The following is a 15,273-nucleotide window of genomic DNA, read 5'->3' as shown; positions in this document are numbered from 1 at the left end:
GGCCGGCATTTTTACGTCTGGATGTCCTGTGCCATGCCTTCGTTTATTCCGCGTCTGATCGAATTCGCCACCAACCACTACCTGCTGGTGGGGGCACTGGTCGTCCTGCTGGTCCTGCTGGCCCTGCATGAAATGCGCAAGGGCGGCCGTGCGCTGTCCACCCGCGAGCTGACCGCCATGGTCAACGCCGATCAGGCGGTGGTGCTGGATATCCGCCCGACCAAGGAGTTCTCCGCCGGCCATATCGTCGACGCGCTGAACATCCCGGCGGACAAACTGAACGCCCGCCTCGCCGAGCTGGAAAAGCACAAGGCCAAGACCATCATCGTGGTCGACGGCATGGGCCAGCACTCCGGTACCTGGTGCAGCGTGCTGCAGAAAGCCGGCTTTACCGCCGCCAAGCTCTCCGGTGGTATCGGCAGCTGGCGTGGCGACAACCTGCCCCTGGTGAAGTGAGATGCCGTCGATCTTGATCTACACCAGCGCGTGGTGCCCTTATTGCATCCGCGCCAAGGCCCTGCTGGACAAGAAGGGTGTCGCCTATGAGGAAATCTCGGTGGACGGCAAACCTGGCGTCCGCGCTGAAATGGCCCACAAGGCCGGCCGTACCTCGGTGCCGCAGATCTGGATCGATGGAACCCATGTCGGCGGCTGCGATGATCTTTACGCGCTGGAACGCGCGGGCAAGCTGGATACGCTGCTCACGGCGTGATCCCTCATTCTGAAACGATGCACAAGAAGGTTCCAAAATGACTGAACAAGCCACCGGCGCAGCCGAACAAGACAACAACCCGCAATTCTCGCTGCAGCGCATCTATGTGCGTGACCTCTCCTTCGAGGCGCCCAAGGCCCCGGAAATCTTCCGCCAGGAGTGGCAGCCGAACATTTCCATGGACCTCAATACCCGTCAGAAGCAGCTCGATGGCGACTTCCACGAGGTGGTCCTGACCGTATCGGTCACCGTGAAGAACGGCACCGAAACCGCTTTCATCGCTGAAGTGCAGCAGGCCGGTATCTTCCTGATCAAGGGCCTGGACGCTTCCAGCATGAGCCACACCCTGGGCGCGTTCTGCCCGAATATCCTCTTCCCCTACGCGCGCGAAACCCTGGACAGCCTGGTCGTTCGCGGCTCGTTCCCGGCGCTGATGCTGTCGCCGGTGAACTTCGATGCGCTGTACGCGCAGGAAATCGCCCGCATGCAGTCTTCCGGCGAGATTCCGTCGGTCCAGTGATCGCGGCGGTTGGAAAAAAGGCGCCTTCGGGCGCCTTTTTCTTTGCCTGCGATTCTTTCTGGTCGAAATTTGAACAGTTTCGAGCGAGCCATGCCCGCCTGGTTTCGCGTCGTTATCCACAGACGGTTCCGCTGTTTACTCAGGAGTGCTGTGGGTAAGCGGTGCGGCTCTTCGCAGGGGAAGATCGGTGTGCAGACGTTCAAGTTTGGTGCGTGCGCACTAGCAGGGCGCAGGCTGGGCGGCCCTCGGCAAGCTGCGAAATGGCCGGGGAATGGGGGCCTCAGTGCCTCTGATGCGCCGACTGAATATCGCTGAAAGCTGCGTACTGCAAGGTCTGTAGAGATTCTCTGGGCCTTGCCCGACTCCGTGTGGACGGCCCCGGGCTGATCTTGGCACGCCCTCTGCAATGCCCCTGGTAACAGCGATTTCAGGGGCCTCGGTACAGGCAGGCTGGGGAACCCCTCTTTTACACCTCGCGAGCGAGCCGTTCGAAGCAGCGGTCGTCGCAACCGGTTCGGGGGTCCTGGTACAGGCAGGCCGGGTAAGCCCCCCTTTTATGCCGCAGGCGCGCCCAGGCGCTCCTCGCACCCGTTAGGGGTCCTGGTACAGGCAGGCCGGGTAAACCCCTCTTTTATGCCTGCGAGCTTCCATCCGGAGGCTTCGCTTCCCGCTTCGGGGCCCCGGACCAGGCAGGCCGGGAAAACCCCGCTTTTATTCGGGCCGCGCGCTGACGCTCAGGCGCCACCGGCCCTCGACCTCGGCGCTGTCCCAGGCGCCTTGCAGACGGCGAGTCGACAGCAACGTCAGCTGCATTCCCTTCTCCGCAGGTTCCAGCTTCCAGCGCACCGGTGCATCGCCGGTCCGAAACTGACCTTGCTGCGCCTTGCCGACGGCCTCGATCTGTACCGCCAGCGCCCCCTCAAGATGGCCGGCGCGCACGGCCGGCTGGGCGTCGAGCGTGACAACCAGGCCATTTTCCGTCGGCTCGACGGACAGTATCGTCGGTGGGCCTTCGCGCGGCGGGTTCACCAGGCGGCCGAGCATCAATCCGACCAGCAGGCCCAGAACGCACAGCGAAACCATCACCTTCAACCATGGCCTGGGCCGCATTTGCGCCTGCGCGGGGGTAGAATGCCCGCCGTTCTCAGGCTCGGAGCGCTGCATGTTCCACGTAATCCTTTTTCAACCGGAAATTCCCCCTAATACCGGCAACATTATCAGGCTGTGCGCCAATGCGGGCGCCAGCCTGCACCTGATCGAGCCGCTGGGGTTCGAGCTGGATGACAAGCGCCTGCGCCGTGCCGGGCTGGATTACCACGAGTACGCCAGCGTGCGGCGCTACGCGAGCCTGGAGGAGTGCCTGGAACAGCTCGGCCAGCCGCGCCTGTTCGCCTTCACCACCAAGGGCTCGCAGCCGTTCCATGAAGTGGCCTACGAGCGCGGTGACGCGTTCCTCTTCGGCCCGGAGAGCCGTGGCTTGCCGGAGGAGATCCGTGACGCCCTGCCGCCGGAGCAGCGCGTTCGCCTGCCGATGCGCCCCGGCTGCCGCAGCTTGAACCTGTCCAACACCGTCGCAGTGACTGTTTATGAAGCCTGGCGTCAGCACGGCTTCGCCATGGATTGAGCGTTTTCTGTACGGCCCGCGCAAACCCGCGTGGGCCGTGAAGCGCAGCGGCTTGCCCCAAGCTTATCCACAGGCAGGCGCACAGCCGATGTGGGCAACCCGCAAATTCCTGCACAGAAACCGAGCAAACCCGCAGACCGCGCGTGCTCTGGGCTGTAGCACGTTCCTTCCCCGTTCCGTGCACAGTGTTATCCACAGGTTTTGGGGATGGATATTGCGGGGATGTGACCGTGTTCCCTCACCCTAACCCTCTCCCAGAGGGAGAGGGGACCGAACGGCGCGGGGCGAAGCTGCGCTCCCAGCCGGCACGAACGGCTCTCTCCCCGGGACCGAAAGGCACAGGATGAAGCTGCACTCCCAGCTGGCACGAACGGTTCTCTCCCCCGGAATCGAAAGGCACAGGATGAAGCTGCGCTCCCAGCCGGCACGCTCAACTCCCTCTCCCTCTGGGAGAGGGCGGGGGTGAGGGCAGTCAAGCGCACCGAAGCCCACCAGCGCCCGGCATTCCCGGGAGAAACGTTCCGGGAGCGCATGAAAAAGGGGCCTTGCGGCCCCTGTTGTCGTGCAGTGCTTCAGTCGTCGCCGTCCTCGTCCGGGCCGTCGATCTTCATGCCCAGTTCCTTGATCTTGCGCGTCAGCGTATTGCGGCCCCAGCCCAGCAACACGGCGGCGTCGCGGCGGCGGCCGGCGGTGTGCTTGAGCGCGGTCTCGATCATGATCCGCTCGAAGGCCGGCACGGCGGTATCCAGCAGGCTGGACTGGCCGCGGCCCAGGGCCTGGTCGGCCCAGTGGCGCAACGCCTGTTCCCAGTTGGCGGCGGGCAGGCTGTCCTGCGGCTGGGTCAGCAGCTCCGGTGGCAGGTCGTCGATGTGCACTTCGCGGCCGGATGCCATGACGGTGATCCAGCGGCAGGTGTTTTCCAGCTGGCGCACGTTGCCCGGCCAGCCGAGGTTCTTCAGGTAGTCCTCGGTTTCCGGCTTGAGCAGCTTGGGTTCCACCGCCAGCTCTTGCGCGGCGCGGGCGAGGAAGTGGCGGGCCAGCGCCGGGATGTCTTCGCGGCGGTCGGCCAGGCGCGGGATGTGGATGCGGATGACGTTCAGGCGATGGAACAGGTCCTCGCGGAACTTGCCCTCGCGCACCAGGTTTTCCAGATTTTGATGAGTGGCGGCAATGATCCGCACATCCACTTTCACCGGCGTGTGGCCGCCTACGCGGTAGAACTCGCCATCCGCCAGAACGCGCAGCAGACGGGTCTGTGTGTCGGCCGGCATGTCGCCGATTTCGTCGAGGAACAGCGTGCCGCCGTCGGCCTGCTCGAAGCGGCCACGACGCTGGTTGGCCGCGCCGGTGAAGGCACCTTTCTCGTGGCCGAACAGCTCGGACTCCATCAGGTCCTTCGGAATCGCCGCCATGTTCAGCGCGATGAACGGCGAGGCCGCGCGCGGGCTGTGGCGGTGCAGGGCATGAGCGACCAGTTCCTTGCCGGTGCCCGACTCGCCGTTGATCAGCACGGTGATGTTGGAGTGGGACAGGCGGCCGATGGCGCGGAACACCTCCTGCATCGCCGGCGCCTCGCCGATGATCTCCGGGGTGCGTGTCTGGTTGGCCGGCGCTTCCAGGCCCTGTTGTTCCTGAGCGTGCTGGTTGGCGCGCTTGACCAGGGAGACGGCTTCGTCGACATCGAACGGTTTGGGCAGGTACTCGAAGGCGCCGCCCTGGTAGGAAGCCACCGCGCTGTCCAGGTCCGAATGCGCGGTCATGATGATCACCGGCAGGCGCGGGTGCAGTTCGCGGATCTGGGCCAGCAGGTCCAGGCCGCTGGCGCCGGGCATGCGGATGTCGGAGATGATCACGTCCGGTTGCTGCCGGCCCAGGCGGCTCATCACGCTGTCGGCGCTGTCGAAGCTGACCGTGGTCATGCCTTCCTGCTGCAGGGCCTTTTCCAGAACCCAGCGGATGGAGCGGTCGTCATCGACGATCCAGACGGTCTCAGAGCGGCTCATGGTCAATGGACTCCTTGTTCCAGGGGCAGGAACAGACTGAACACGGTGTGGCCGGGATGGCTGTCGCATTCGATCAAGCCCTGGTGCTGGCTGATGATGTTCTGGGTGATGGCCAGGCCGAGCCCGGTGCCGTCGGCACGCCCGCTGACCATGGGATAGAAGATGGTGTCCTGCAGTTCGGCCGGGATGCCCGGGCCGTTGTCGATGATCTCCACCTTGCACACCAGGCGATGGCGCGTGTGGCCGATGGTGAACTGGCGCAGGGTGCGGGTACGCAGGGTGATGCGCCCCAGCTTGAGTTCGTTCTGTGCGGAGATGGCCTGCATGGCGTTGCGGACGATGTTGAGCACCGCCTGGATCATCTGCTCGCGGTCGATCAGCAGGTCCGGGATGCTCGGGTCGTAGTCGCGCACCAGCGGGATGCTGCCCTGGGTTTCGGCTTCCACCAGGCTGCAGACGCGCTCCAGCACTTCGTGGACATTGGTCACCGAGAGCTGCGGCAGCTTGTTCGAGCCGAGCATGCGGTCCACCAGGTTCCGCAGGCGGTCGGCTTCCTCGATGATGACGTTGGTGTAGTCCTTGAGCGATTCGTCCGGCAGCTCGCGAGACAGCAGCTGCGCCGCGCCGCGAATACCACCCAGCGGGTTCTTGATCTCGTGGGCCAGGCCGCGCACCAGCAGCTTGGTGGTTTCCTGCTTGGACAGCTGCGCCTCTTCCTTGGTGATCCGCAGCAGGCGGTCACGCGGGTGGACTTCCAGCAGCAGTAAGGTTTCGCGGCGATCGAGGATCGGTGTCACCGCGTAGTCCACGGTGATGGTCTGGCCGGTCAGCGAGGTCAGCGTCGCTTCGCGCTTGGTGAAGGGATGCGCCTCTTCCACCGCCTGGCGCAGCGACTGCAGTGCCTCCGGTGATTCGGTGAACAGCTCGCTGATGAACTGCCCGTGGCTGCGTTGACCGCTGACCGCCAGGAGCATTTCCGCCGCCGGGTTCATGTACTCCAGGCGCAGCTCGGCATTGAGCAGGATCACCGCCGTGGTGAGATTGTCGAGCAACAGGCGGAGCTGGGTTTCTGTAGGCATGGCGTAAGAGATGTCCCAAGACTGTGCGGGAAAATGCAAAAAGCAAACCAGGCCCTGAAAAGACGCGTAATTAGGCGCTTCGCGCTGATTTGCGGTGCGCAGGCAGGTAATCCGGCGGAGGAGAATGACCCGAAATGGGGAGAGTATAGAAAGTGGTGCAGGCGCTTGCACCGATATGGTGCATTTGTGCCCGCCAGCACGTCGGGGTCAGCGGCTGGCGCTTTGGAGGGCGTGACTGTCGTCGGCGTCGCCGAGGGAAACGCGGAACATGTGGAAGGGCTGATTGGGCGTCTGCTCCAGCGTCCGGCCCAGGGTATCGATGATTTCCACCGAGAGTTGGTGGGTGCCGCGGTCGATGTTGCTGAGTGGGAAGACCGGGCTGCGACCTGGTTCGCCCACCGGTTTGCCGTCCAGCAGCAGGCGGTACAGGTGGCCGGGCAGCAGGTTTGGATCGCTGGAGACGGATACGATCAGCCCGCCGTCGTTGGCGCGAACCGTCGCATCGGGCTCCGGCACGATGATGCGCAGCAACTGGTAAGCGGGCGGACCGGGCGGCAGCGCCGGCGTGGCAGGCGCGTAGAGCGGTGGCGGCATGCGCACGCCGTTGGGCGAGCCCGGCATCGCGTTGCGCGGTGTCAGTTCGAGTTTCTGCGCGTTGCCGCGCGGCGGCTGGTCGGTGAAGACGCGGTTGCCGTCCTTGTCGATGTAGGTGTAGACCTCGGCGCTGGCCGACAGGCAGCACAGCGCCGACAACAGGAAAATCACCAGGTGGCGCATGCTTAGCCGCCCGTCCTGGGTTGCACTTTCGGCCGCGCCGGGCTGTTGGTGCTGATGCGTTGCAGGGTGAAGCTCACTGGCGCACTGCTTTGCACGACATGGCTGCCTTGCAGCACCTGTACGGCAAGGGTGTGCTCGCCGCGATCGAGGTTCTGCATGGCGATGCTGGTGTCCCGCGCCGGTGTGCCGTAGGGCTTGCCGTCGAGAACCAGTTGCAGCAGGTGGTCCGGTTTCAGCCCGGGCTGCACCACCACGTCGACCTGGACGTTGCCGTTGTTGATGCGCAGTGCTTCGTCGTTGGGCAGGTTGCTCAGCGCGAGGATCGAATAGGCGCGGGCTGTCTGGTCCTGCGTACCGCTGGTAGGCGGCGCCGCGGCCGGTACCTGGGTGCCCACGGTGTTGGTCGGCGGCAGTTGCACCGGTTGGGCGCCGACATTGGTGGGCGGCTGATTGGTGAACACCGTCTTGCCGTTGGCGTCGGTGTACTTGTAGATCTGCGCGCTGGCTGGCAATGCGGCGGCGAGCAGCAGGGCGGTGAGGATCAGGCGCATGGGCAATCTCCGGATGGTCGTGGCAAGCCTTGCACTGCCGACGGCGGCTGGCAAGTTGCCTATTGTCTTTCAGTAGCGCTGCGCACGTTGTGCGCTGCTGCTCGCCGGGGGACCTTTCGGGCTGATCGTCGGTCCGAGCCAGGCGCTGGCGTCTGTATGATTGCGGACGAGTGTTCCTTCTTCCATTCCGGAGTGTGCCTGTGATTCCGATTCGTTACCTGCTTCGTCAGTGGCTGCTGCTGTGTTGTCTGGGCCTGGGCTTGTGCCTGGCCGGACCGGCGCTGGCGGCACTTCCCGGGCCGCTGGCCGGGGTGACGGGTAGCAGTGACGCGAAGGTCAGCGATGCCCAGTTGGAGCAGTCGCTGAACCAGGTGATCAAGACCCTGGAGAACGACCAGCAGCGCGCCGACCTTCTGAAGAAGCTCAAGCAACTGCGTGATGCGACCCAGAAAAGCTCGGAGGAACAGGGCGGGGTGCTTGGCCTGATCGGCGATACCCTGGGCAGCCTGGAGAAGCAGTTCGAGGGCGCCAACAGCCCGCTGGTGCGCTGGTCCGAGCTGTTCCAGGGGGCTGGTTACGAGCTGGAGGCCCGCACGCCGTCGCTGGCTGAGTGGCCGGGGATGATCCTCGATTTTGCGCTGGTAATTCTTGTCTGGGCCTGCGTCGCTATTGGCCTGCGCTGGGTCGCCGGACGCATGCGCAAGCGCTTCGGCCTCGAAGACGAGCTGCCGCAGCATCCCAAGACCCGCGACCTTCTGCTGTTCGCCCTGCGCAAGCTTGGCCCCTGGCTGGTCGCCTTCCTGATCACCGTTTACCTGTCCGTTGTGCTGCCCAGTTCGCTGGGCAAGCTGGTGGCGATGGTGATCGCTTACACCCTGGTGTGCGGCACGCTGTTCTCCGCACTGTGCGTGATCTGCCTGTCTCTGCTCAGTGGCCCGCATCGCATGCGCGCGCTGGATATCCTGCGCCGCCGTGCTTTCCGCCCGCTGTGGCTGATTGGCAGCCTGGCAGCGTTGGGCGAGGTGATGCATGACCCGCGTGTCATCGAAAGCCTGGGACAGAACATCTCGCTGTTCGTCGGCTCCATGGCCAACATCTGCGCAGCGCTGCTCACCGCGTTGTTCGTCCTGCAGTTCCGGCGGCCTATCGGCCACCTGATCCGCAACCAGCCGCTGGAGCGTCGCCTCAAGCGCCGGGGCCTGAGTGAGCTGGTCGAGCTGATCGGCTCGATCTGGTTCCTGCCGGTACTGGTGCTGGTCGGCATCTCGCTGTTCGCCACTATCGTCACGGCCGGCGACAGTAGCTACGCCCTGCGTCGCGCCCTGGTCTGTGCTGCCGTGGCGGTGGTGGCGATGACTGCCAACGGCCTGATCCGCCGCGCCCATCTGCGCTCGGCGAGACGCGGCGCGCGCCGCCATGCACCGTACGTCGAGCAACTGCAGAGCTTCGGCTATACCCTGTTGCACCTCGTGAGTCTGCTGTTCTTTCTCGAAGTCGGCCTGCGCGTCTGGGGTATGTCGCTGATCCGCTTCGCCGAGGGCGATGGCTCGCAGATCAGCCTCAAACTCTTCAGCTTCGGCACCACTCTGCTGGTCGCCTGGCTGGTCTGGATCCTCACCGACACCGCCGTACAGCACAGCCTCGGCCTGGGCGGCAAGAAGAGCGCCAACGCCCGCGCGCTGACCATGCTGCCGCTGATCCGCAACGTGCTGTTCGTGACCATCGCGGTGATCGCGCTGATCGTCGCGCTGGCCAACATGGGCATGAACGTCACGCCGCTGCTCGCCGGTGCTGGCGTGATCGGTCTGGCCATCGGTTTCGGCGCCCAGTCGCTGGTGGCGGACCTGATCACCGGCCTGTTCATCATCATCGAGGACTCGCTGTCCATCGACGACTACGTCGACGTAGGTGGCCACCTCGGTACGGTGGAGGGCCTGACCATCCGCACCGTGCGCCTGCGCGACCTGGACGGCGTGGTGCACACCATTCCGTTCAGTGAGATCAAAAGCATCAAGAACTACTCGCGGCAGTTCGGCTACGCCATGTTCCGCTGGCCGGTACCGGCGAGCATGCCGATCGACGACGCCCTGGCGCTGGTCAAGGAGGTTTCCGGCGAGTTGCGCAACGACCGCACGATCAACCGCGCCATCTGGTCGCCCCTGGAAATCCAGGGCATCGAGAGCTTCGACGCTGGCCAGGCGATCCTGCGTTTCCGCTTCAAGACCGCGCCGATTCGCCAATGGGAAGTGCAGCGCGCCTTCAACCTGCGTCTGCGCCAGAAGCTCGACAAGGCCGGCCTGGAGTTGTCCATGCCACGTCTCAACGTGCAGCTCTCGCGCATGCGCAAGTCGCGTCGTGAAGATGACGAGGAGCAAGGCGTACCGGCAGACGGCGGGATCTGATCCCGGCCTCACGTTGTGGGGACGAGCTTGCTCGCGAACCGTCTGCCACCGGAGTCGATGGAACATCCGTTCGCGAGCAGGTTCGCTCCAGCAGTGACGCCCGCACCCACCTGCAGGAGCGGCACTACCGTTGTTGCTGAGCCCATAAAAAAGGCCTCCCGAAGGAGGCCTTAATACTGAAGCTATTTATAGGTATTCGTGGATCAGACGCTGTAGTACAGGTCGTATTCCAGCGGGTGCACGAAGGTGCGCACCTTGATTTCTTCTTCCGACTTCAGCTCGATGTAGGCATCGATGAACTCGTCGGTGAACACGCCGCCCTTGGTCAGGAACGCACGGCCCTTGTCGAGTTCTTCCAGCGCCTCTTTCAGGCTGCCGCAAACCTGCGGGATTTCCTTCGCCTCTTCCGGCGGCAGGTCGTACAGGTTCTTGTCAGCAGCATCGCCGGGGTGAATCTTGTTCTGGATGCCGTCCAGGCCAGCCATCAGCAGTGCGGCGAAGCACAGGTAGGGGTTGGCAGCCGGGTCCGGGAAGCGCGCTTCGATGCGGCGGGCTTTCGGGCTGGAAACGTACGGGATACGGATCGAGGCGGAACGGTTACGGGCCGAGTAGGCCAGCATGACCGGGGCTTCGAAGCCCGGAACCAGACGCTTGTAGGAGTTGGTGGCCGGGTTGGTGAAGCCGTTCAGGGCCTTGCCGTGCTTGATGATGCCGCCGATGAAGTACAGGGCGGTATCGGACAGGCCGGCATAGCCTTCGCCAGCGAAGGTGTTCTTGCCATCCTTGGAGATGGACATGTGCACGTGCATGCCCGAGCCGTTGTCGCCGTACAGCGGTTTCGGCATGAAGGTCACGGTCTTGCCGTAGGCGTCGGCGACGTTGTGGATGCAGTACTTCAGGGTCTGAACTTCGTCAGCCTTGGCAACCAGGGTGTTGAACTTCACGCCGATTTCGTTCTGGCCGGCAGTCGCCACTTCGTGGTGGTGAACTTCGATGACCAGGCCCATTTCTTCCATGGCGTTGCACATGGCGGTACGGATTTCGTGGTCGTGGTCGACCGGCGGTACCGGGAAGTAGCCGCCTTTGACGCCCGGACGGTGACCTTTGTTGCCGGTCTCGATGTCAGCGTCGGTGTTCCAGGAAGCCTGCTCGGAGAAGATCTTGAACATCGAGCCGGAGATGTCGGACTTGAACTTCACTTCGTCGAAGATGAAGAACTCCGGCTCCGGGCCAACGAATACGGTGTCACCGATACCGGTGGACTTCAGGTATTCCTCGGCGCGCTTGGCGATGTTGCGCGGGTCGCGCTCGTAGCCTTGCATGGTGCTCGGCTCGATGATGTCGCAAACGATGATCAGGGTCGGCTCTTCGGTGAACGGGTCGAGCACGGCGGTGCTGTCGTCCGGGAGCAGGATCATGTCGGAGGCTTCGATGCCCTTCCAGCCTTCGATGGAGGAACCATCGAACATCTTGCCGGCTTCGAAGAACTCGTCGTCCAGCGCGTCGCGGGCGGGCATGGTGACGTGCTGCTGCTTGCCTTTGGTATCGGTGAAGCGCAGGTCAACCCACTTCACGTCATGATCTTTGATCAGTTGTTGCGACTTGTACGACATGCTGTCCTCCAGGAGGGATTAGAGCTGGGAGCTTTCTGTGCCCCAGTATCGGGTGATGCCGGCCGGAATACTCCGCCAGGGCAACCTGCCTCACAAGAGAGCAAGTTGCGTGCCAGTGCCCGTAATCGGGCAGAGGCCCTGATTTCAGGGCCCGCCGAAGGCGTAACGAGGAATTGCACGATATTAGTGCACCGTTTCGGTGCTTCGTCGTGGTGCGTCAGTCCATTTTGGTGCACGAAAAAGAAAGTGTCGGAAATCTGCTCAAGTCTTGAGCAATTTCGGATATAATTCCGCCCCTTTTTTTCTGTCCCATGGCAATCGCCCGGTCCGCATGAAACTCATCGTCAAGGTCTTCCAGGAAATCACCATCAAGAGCCGGCCAGTGCGCAAGCGCTTCATCCGGCAGCTGGCGAAGAACATTCGCACGGTGCTCCGTGACCTCGATCCCGAGCTGCTGGTGGAAGGCGAATGGGACAACCTCGAGGTCGAGACCAAGGTCACCGACCCCAAGGCCCTGCGCGAGATGATCGAGCGCCTGACCTGCACGCCGGGCATCGGCCACTTCCTGGAAGTGCACGAGTATCCGCTGGGCGACTTCGACGACATCCTCGAGAAGTGCAAACAGCACTTCGGCGACAAGCTGCCGGGCAAGATCTTCTCCATGCGCTGCAAGCGTGCCGGCAAGCATCCGTTCACTTCCATTGATGTGGAGCGCTACGTCGGTGGCGGCCTGCGCCAGCATTGCGGCGCGGCGGGTGTCTCGCTGAAAAACCCGGAAGTGGAAGTGCGCGTGGAAATCCGCCACGACCGCCTCTACGTGATCCACGCCCAGCACGACGGCCTCGGCGGTTACCCACTGGGTGCGCTGGAGCAGGTGCTGGTGCTGATGTCCGGTGGCTTCGACTCCACCGTGGCGGCCTACCAGATGATGCGCCGCGGCATGATCAGCCACTTCGTGTTCTTCAACCTCGGCGGCCGCGCCCACGAACTGGGCGTGATGGAAGTCGCGCACTACCTGTGGAAGAAGTACGGCAGCTCCCAGCGCGTGCTGTTCGTCAGCGTGCCCTTCGAGGAAGTGGTCGGCGAGATTCTCACCAAGGTCGACGACAGCTACATGGGCGTGACCTTGAAGCGCATGATGTTGCGCGCCGCCAGCCGCGTGGCCGAGCGCCTGGAGATCGACGCGCTGGTGACCGGCGAGGCGATTTCCCAGGTGTCCAGCCAGACCCTGCCGAACCTCTCGGTGATCGACCGGGTGACCGACACCCTGGTCCTGCGCCCGCTGATCGTCAGCCACAAGCAGGACATCATCGACACCGCGACCAAGATCGGCACCGCCGAGTTCGCCAAGCACATGCCCGAGTACTGCGGCGTGATCTCGGTGAACCCGACCACCCAGGCCAAGCCGCACCGCGTCGATTACGAAGAAACCAAGTTCGACATGGCCGTGCTCGACCGCGCCCTGGAGCGCTCCACCCAGATGACCGTCGACCGCGTGATCGACGAACTGGGCAAGGACCTGGCGGTGGAAATGGTCGACGAAGTGCTGGCCGGCCAGATCGTCGTCGACATCCGTCACCCGGATGCCCAGGAAGATGAACCGCTGGCCATCGATGGCATCGAAGTGCTGCCGATGCCGTTCTACGCGATCAACAGCAAGTTCAAGGAACTGGACCCCAACCGCCAGTACCTTCTGTATTGCGACAAGGGCGTGATGAGTCGCCTGCACGCCCACCACCTGGTCAACGAAGGGCACACCAATGTGCGTGTTTACCGTCCGCAATAAAGGCGCGGACCAACGCCGCCAGCCCGGACTGTTCGGCGGCAGTATCCGCCACCGACCTCCCGACACATTCGGTGCGTAGGCTAACGCCCAGACCTTTTGTACCGCCGCGCCACGGCCCGGCCCCCGCTGCCATGAGGCAGCCGAAGATTCACTATCGAGACTGACACTGTGATCGAAAAACTGCGCAATATCGCCATCATCGCCCACGTCGACCATGGCAAGACCACCCTCGTAGACAAGCTCCTGCGCCTGTCCGGCACCCTCGACCGCAAAGAAGCGGAAAACGAGCGCGTGATGGACTCCAACGACCAGGAAAAAGAGCGTGGCATCACCATTCTGGCGAAGAACACCGCGCTGAAGTGGAACGACTACAGCATCAACATCGTCGACACCCCCGGCCACGCCGACTTCGGTGGCGAAGTTGAGCGCGTAATGTCGATGGTTGACTCCGTACTGCTGGTGGTCGACGCCCAGGACGGCCCCATGCCGCAGACCCGTTTCGTGACCCAGAAGGCGTTCAAGGCCGGCCTGCGTCCGATCGTCGTGGTAAACAAGATCGACCGTCCGGGCGCGCGTCCTGACTGGGTCATCGACCAGATCTTCGACCTGTTCGACAACCTCGGCGCCACCGACGAGCAGCTCGACTTCCCGATCGTCTACGCCAGTGCCCTGAACGGCATCGCCGGCATGGACCACGAGAAGATGGACGACAACATGGACGCGCTGTTCCAGGCGATCATCGACCACGTCCCGTCGCCGAAAGTCGACGTCGACGGCCCGTTCCAGATGCAGATTTCGCAGCTGGACTACAACAGCTTCCTCGGTGTGATCGGCATCGGCCGTATCGCTCGCGGCAAGGTCAAGACCAACACCCCGGTCGTGGCCATCAGCGACGACGGCACCAAGCGCAACGGCCGCATCCTGAAGATCATGGGGCACTCCGGTCTGCAGCGCGTTGAAGTCGCCGAAGCCGAAGCCGGCGACATCGTCTGCGTCTCGGGCATGGACGAGCTGTTCATCTCCGACACCCTGTGCGACCCGCAGAACGTCGAAGCCCGCCCGCCGCTGACCGTCGACCAGCCGACCGTGAGCATGACCTTCCAGGTCAACGACTCGCCGTTCGCCGGCAAGGAAGGCAAGTTCGTCACCAGCCGCAACATCAAGGAGCGTCTGGACAAGGAACTGCTGCACAACGTGGCCCTGCGCGTCGAGCAAGGCGACAGCCCGGAGAAGTTCAAGGTTTCCGGCCGTGGCGAACTGCACCTCTCGGTTCTGATCGAAACCATGCGCCGTGAAGGCTTCGAGATGGCCGTCGGCCGTCCGGAAGTGGTGATCATCGAAACCGCTGATGGCGAGAAGCAAGAGCCGTACGAAAACGTCACCATCGACATCGAAGAGCAGAACCAGGGCTCGGTGATGGAGCAGATGGGCCTGCGCAAGGGCGATCTGACCAACATGATCCCCGACGGCAAGGGCCGCGTGCGCCTGGAATACACCATCCCGGCGCGTGGCCTGATCGGCTTCCGTAACAACTTCCTGACCCTGACCTCGGGCACCGGCATCCTGACCTCGACCTTCAGCCACTACGGCGCGATCAAGGCCGGCGAAGTGACCAACCGTCAGAACGGCGTACTGGTGTCCATGGCCACCGGCACCGCGCTGACCTACTCGCTGGAAACCCTGCAGAGCCGCGGCAAGCTGTTCCTCGGCCCAGGCGACGAGATCTACGAAGGCCAGCTGGCCGGCATCAACAGCCGCGACAACGATCTGGTGATCAACCCCACCAAAGGCAAGAAGCTCGACAACATGCGTGCTTCGGGTAAAGACGAAGTCATCGCCCTGGTTCCGCCGATCCGCTTCACCCTGGAGCAGGCGCTGGAATTCATCGCCGATGACGAGCTGGTGGAAGTGACGCCGAAGTCGATCCGTCTGCGTAAGAAGCTGCTGAACGAAAACGACCGCAAGCGCTACGAACGCGCCAAGGTCTGATTCGACTGGTAGCAAGGAAAAGCCGGGCATTTGCCCGGCTTTTTCGTTTTTTGAAGCCAGGAAGGCGGCAGGTTGTGTCTGGTCTGCTTATTTTTTCGTCAGATATTTCGTACGCGTGATGTCGAGCTGCGCCCGCTGAGGGGCGGTCGATATACTCAGGTTCCCGGACGTTGCCGTCCGGTTTGGGATGGACTCGCACAGAACCTCAAGGAATCGA

The 15,273-nt window shown here is 63.3% G+C and carries 13 protein-coding genes; 7 read left to right on the top strand and 6 right to left on the bottom strand.

Features of this window, described 5'->3' with window-relative positions; genetic code table 11:
• Positions 1 to 33 precede the first annotated feature (33 nt).
• Genes JVX91_RS02900 through secB form a run of 3 tightly spaced genes read left to right on the top strand, consistent with a single transcriptional unit; the run spans position 34 to position 1,232 of the window.
• Positions 34 to 456, top strand: coding sequence for a rhodanese-like domain-containing protein (locus JVX91_RS02900; protein ID WP_205337947.1), 423 nt, complete (start codon positions 34 to 36; stop codon positions 454 to 456).
• Position 457: 1 nt separating this feature from the next.
• Positions 458 to 712 carry a glutaredoxin 3 gene (gene grxC / locus JVX91_RS02895; RefSeq protein ID WP_205337946.1) on the top strand — a complete coding sequence of 85 codons (255 nt, stop codon included), beginning with the start codon at positions 458 to 460 and terminating at the stop codon, positions 710 to 712.
• Between the two features lie 37 nt (positions 713 to 749).
• Positions 750 to 1,232: a protein-export chaperone SecB gene (gene secB, locus JVX91_RS02890; RefSeq protein ID WP_205337945.1), complete on the top strand. Its 483-nt coding sequence runs from the start codon at positions 750 to 752 to the stop codon at positions 1,230 to 1,232.
• A 711-nt stretch (positions 1,233 to 1,943) separates the two neighbouring features.
• Here the strand turns inward: secB and JVX91_RS02885 are convergent.
• Positions 1,944 to 2,396: a hypothetical protein gene (locus tag JVX91_RS02885; RefSeq protein WP_205337944.1), complete on the bottom strand. Its 453-nt coding sequence runs from the start codon at positions 2,394 to 2,396 to the stop codon at positions 1,944 to 1,946.
• On the opposite strand from JVX91_RS02885, the gene trmL reads away from it, so the two are divergent.
• Entirely contained in the window at positions 2,395 to 2,856 is a 462-nt protein-coding gene (gene trmL, locus JVX91_RS02880) for a tRNA (uridine(34)/cytosine(34)/5-carboxymethylaminomethyluridine(34)-2'-O)-methyltransferase TrmL (protein WP_205337943.1), read from the top strand. The genes JVX91_RS02885 and trmL overlap by 2 nt on opposite strands.
• Positions 2,857 to 3,428: 572 nt before the next feature.
• Here trmL and ntrC read toward each other — a convergent pair.
• The 4 genes from ntrC to JVX91_RS02860 all read right to left on the bottom strand — a co-directional run bounded on the left by ntrC (position 3,429) and on the right by JVX91_RS02860 (position 7,266).
• Complete coding sequence (gene ntrC / locus JVX91_RS02875; RefSeq protein WP_205337942.1) at positions 3,429 to 4,859, bottom strand: two-component system response regulator NtrC; 1,431 nt, start codon at positions 4,857 to 4,859, stop codon at positions 3,429 to 3,431.
• 2 nt (positions 4,860 to 4,861) lie between these two features.
• Positions 4,862 to 5,938, bottom strand: a complete 1,077-nt coding sequence (gene glnL, locus JVX91_RS02870) for a nitrogen regulation protein NR(II) (protein WP_205337941.1) — start codon at positions 5,936 to 5,938, stop codon at positions 4,862 to 4,864.
• 207 nt (positions 5,939 to 6,145) lie between these two features.
• Positions 6,146 to 6,715: a DUF4124 domain-containing protein gene (locus JVX91_RS02865; RefSeq protein WP_205337940.1), complete on the bottom strand. Its 570-nt coding sequence runs from the start codon at positions 6,713 to 6,715 to the stop codon at positions 6,146 to 6,148.
• Positions 6,716 to 6,717: 2 nt separating this feature from the next.
• Positions 6,718 to 7,266 carry a DUF4124 domain-containing protein gene (locus JVX91_RS02860; protein ID WP_205337939.1) on the bottom strand — a complete coding sequence of 183 codons (549 nt, stop codon included), beginning with the start codon at positions 7,264 to 7,266 and terminating at the stop codon, positions 6,718 to 6,720.
• Positions 7,267 to 7,499: 233 nt separating this feature from the next.
• Between JVX91_RS02860 and JVX91_RS02855 the strand changes: the two genes are divergently transcribed.
• The gene (locus JVX91_RS02855) at positions 7,500 to 9,668 is read left to right on the top strand and encodes a mechanosensitive ion channel domain-containing protein (protein ID WP_240201748.1); all 2,169 of its coding nucleotides are present in this window, start codon (positions 7,500 to 7,502) and stop codon (positions 9,666 to 9,668) included.
• 203 nt (positions 9,669 to 9,871) lie between these two features.
• On the opposite strand, the gene glnA is transcribed toward JVX91_RS02855, so the two are convergent.
• Positions 9,872 to 11,281, bottom strand: a complete 1,410-nt coding sequence (gene glnA, locus JVX91_RS02850; RefSeq protein ID WP_045215805.1) for a glutamate--ammonia ligase — start codon at positions 11,279 to 11,281, stop codon at positions 9,872 to 9,874.
• 331 nt (positions 11,282 to 11,612) lie between these two features.
• Here glnA and thiI point away from each other — a divergent pair, with 331 nt between their 5' ends.
• Together thiI and typA are read left to right on the top strand one after the other, a co-directional pair.
• Positions 11,613 to 13,067, top strand: coding sequence for a tRNA uracil 4-sulfurtransferase ThiI (thiI, locus tag JVX91_RS02845; protein ID WP_205337937.1), 1,455 nt, complete (start codon positions 11,613 to 11,615; stop codon positions 13,065 to 13,067).
• Positions 13,068 to 13,235: 168 nt separating this feature from the next.
• On the top strand, positions 13,236 to 15,056 hold the full coding sequence (gene typA / locus JVX91_RS02840; RefSeq protein WP_205337936.1) for a translational GTPase TypA: 1,821 nt from the start codon (positions 13,236 to 13,238) through the stop codon (positions 15,054 to 15,056).
• Positions 15,057 to 15,273: the final 217 nt, after the last annotated feature.

Origin of the sequence: Pseudomonas sp. PDNC002 (assembly GCF_016919445.1) — a bacterium.
GTDB lineage: Bacteria > Pseudomonadota > Gammaproteobacteria > Pseudomonadales > Pseudomonadaceae > Pseudomonas.
This window is presented reverse-complemented; position numbering and strand designations above follow the sequence as displayed.

What these genes read in the sequence shown, in the direction of transcription:
- trmL (WP_205337943.1), top strand. Translation starts at nt 2,395, where the DNA reads ATGTTCCACGTAATCCTTTTTCAACCGGAAATTCCCCCTAATACCGGC.
- JVX91_RS02860 (WP_205337939.1), bottom strand. Translation starts at nt 7,266, where the DNA reads ATGCGCCTGATCCTCACCGCCCTGCTGCTCGCCGCCGCATTGCCAGCC.
- glnA (WP_045215805.1), bottom strand. Translation starts at nt 11,281, where the DNA reads ATGTCGTACAAGTCGCAACAACTGATCAAAGATCATGACGTGAAGTGG.
- glnL (WP_205337941.1), bottom strand. Translation starts at nt 5,938, where the DNA reads ATGCCTACAGAAACCCAGCTCCGCCTGTTGCTCGACAATCTCACCACG.
- thiI (WP_205337937.1), top strand. Translation starts at nt 11,613, where the DNA reads ATGAAACTCATCGTCAAGGTCTTCCAGGAAATCACCATCAAGAGCCGG.
- JVX91_RS02885 (WP_205337944.1), bottom strand. Translation starts at nt 2,396, where the DNA reads ATGCAGCGCTCCGAGCCTGAGAACGGCGGGCATTCTACCCCCGCGCAG.
- grxC (WP_205337946.1), top strand. Translation starts at nt 458, where the DNA reads ATGCCGTCGATCTTGATCTACACCAGCGCGTGGTGCCCTTATTGCATC.
- secB (WP_205337945.1), top strand. Translation starts at nt 750, where the DNA reads ATGACTGAACAAGCCACCGGCGCAGCCGAACAAGACAACAACCCGCAA.
- JVX91_RS02865 (WP_205337940.1), bottom strand. Translation starts at nt 6,715, where the DNA reads ATGCGCCACCTGGTGATTTTCCTGTTGTCGGCGCTGTGCTGCCTGTCG.
- ntrC (WP_205337942.1), bottom strand. Translation starts at nt 4,859, where the DNA reads ATGAGCCGCTCTGAGACCGTCTGGATCGTCGATGACGACCGCTCCATC.
- JVX91_RS02900 (WP_205337947.1), top strand. Translation starts at nt 34, where the DNA reads ATGCCTTCGTTTATTCCGCGTCTGATCGAATTCGCCACCAACCACTAC.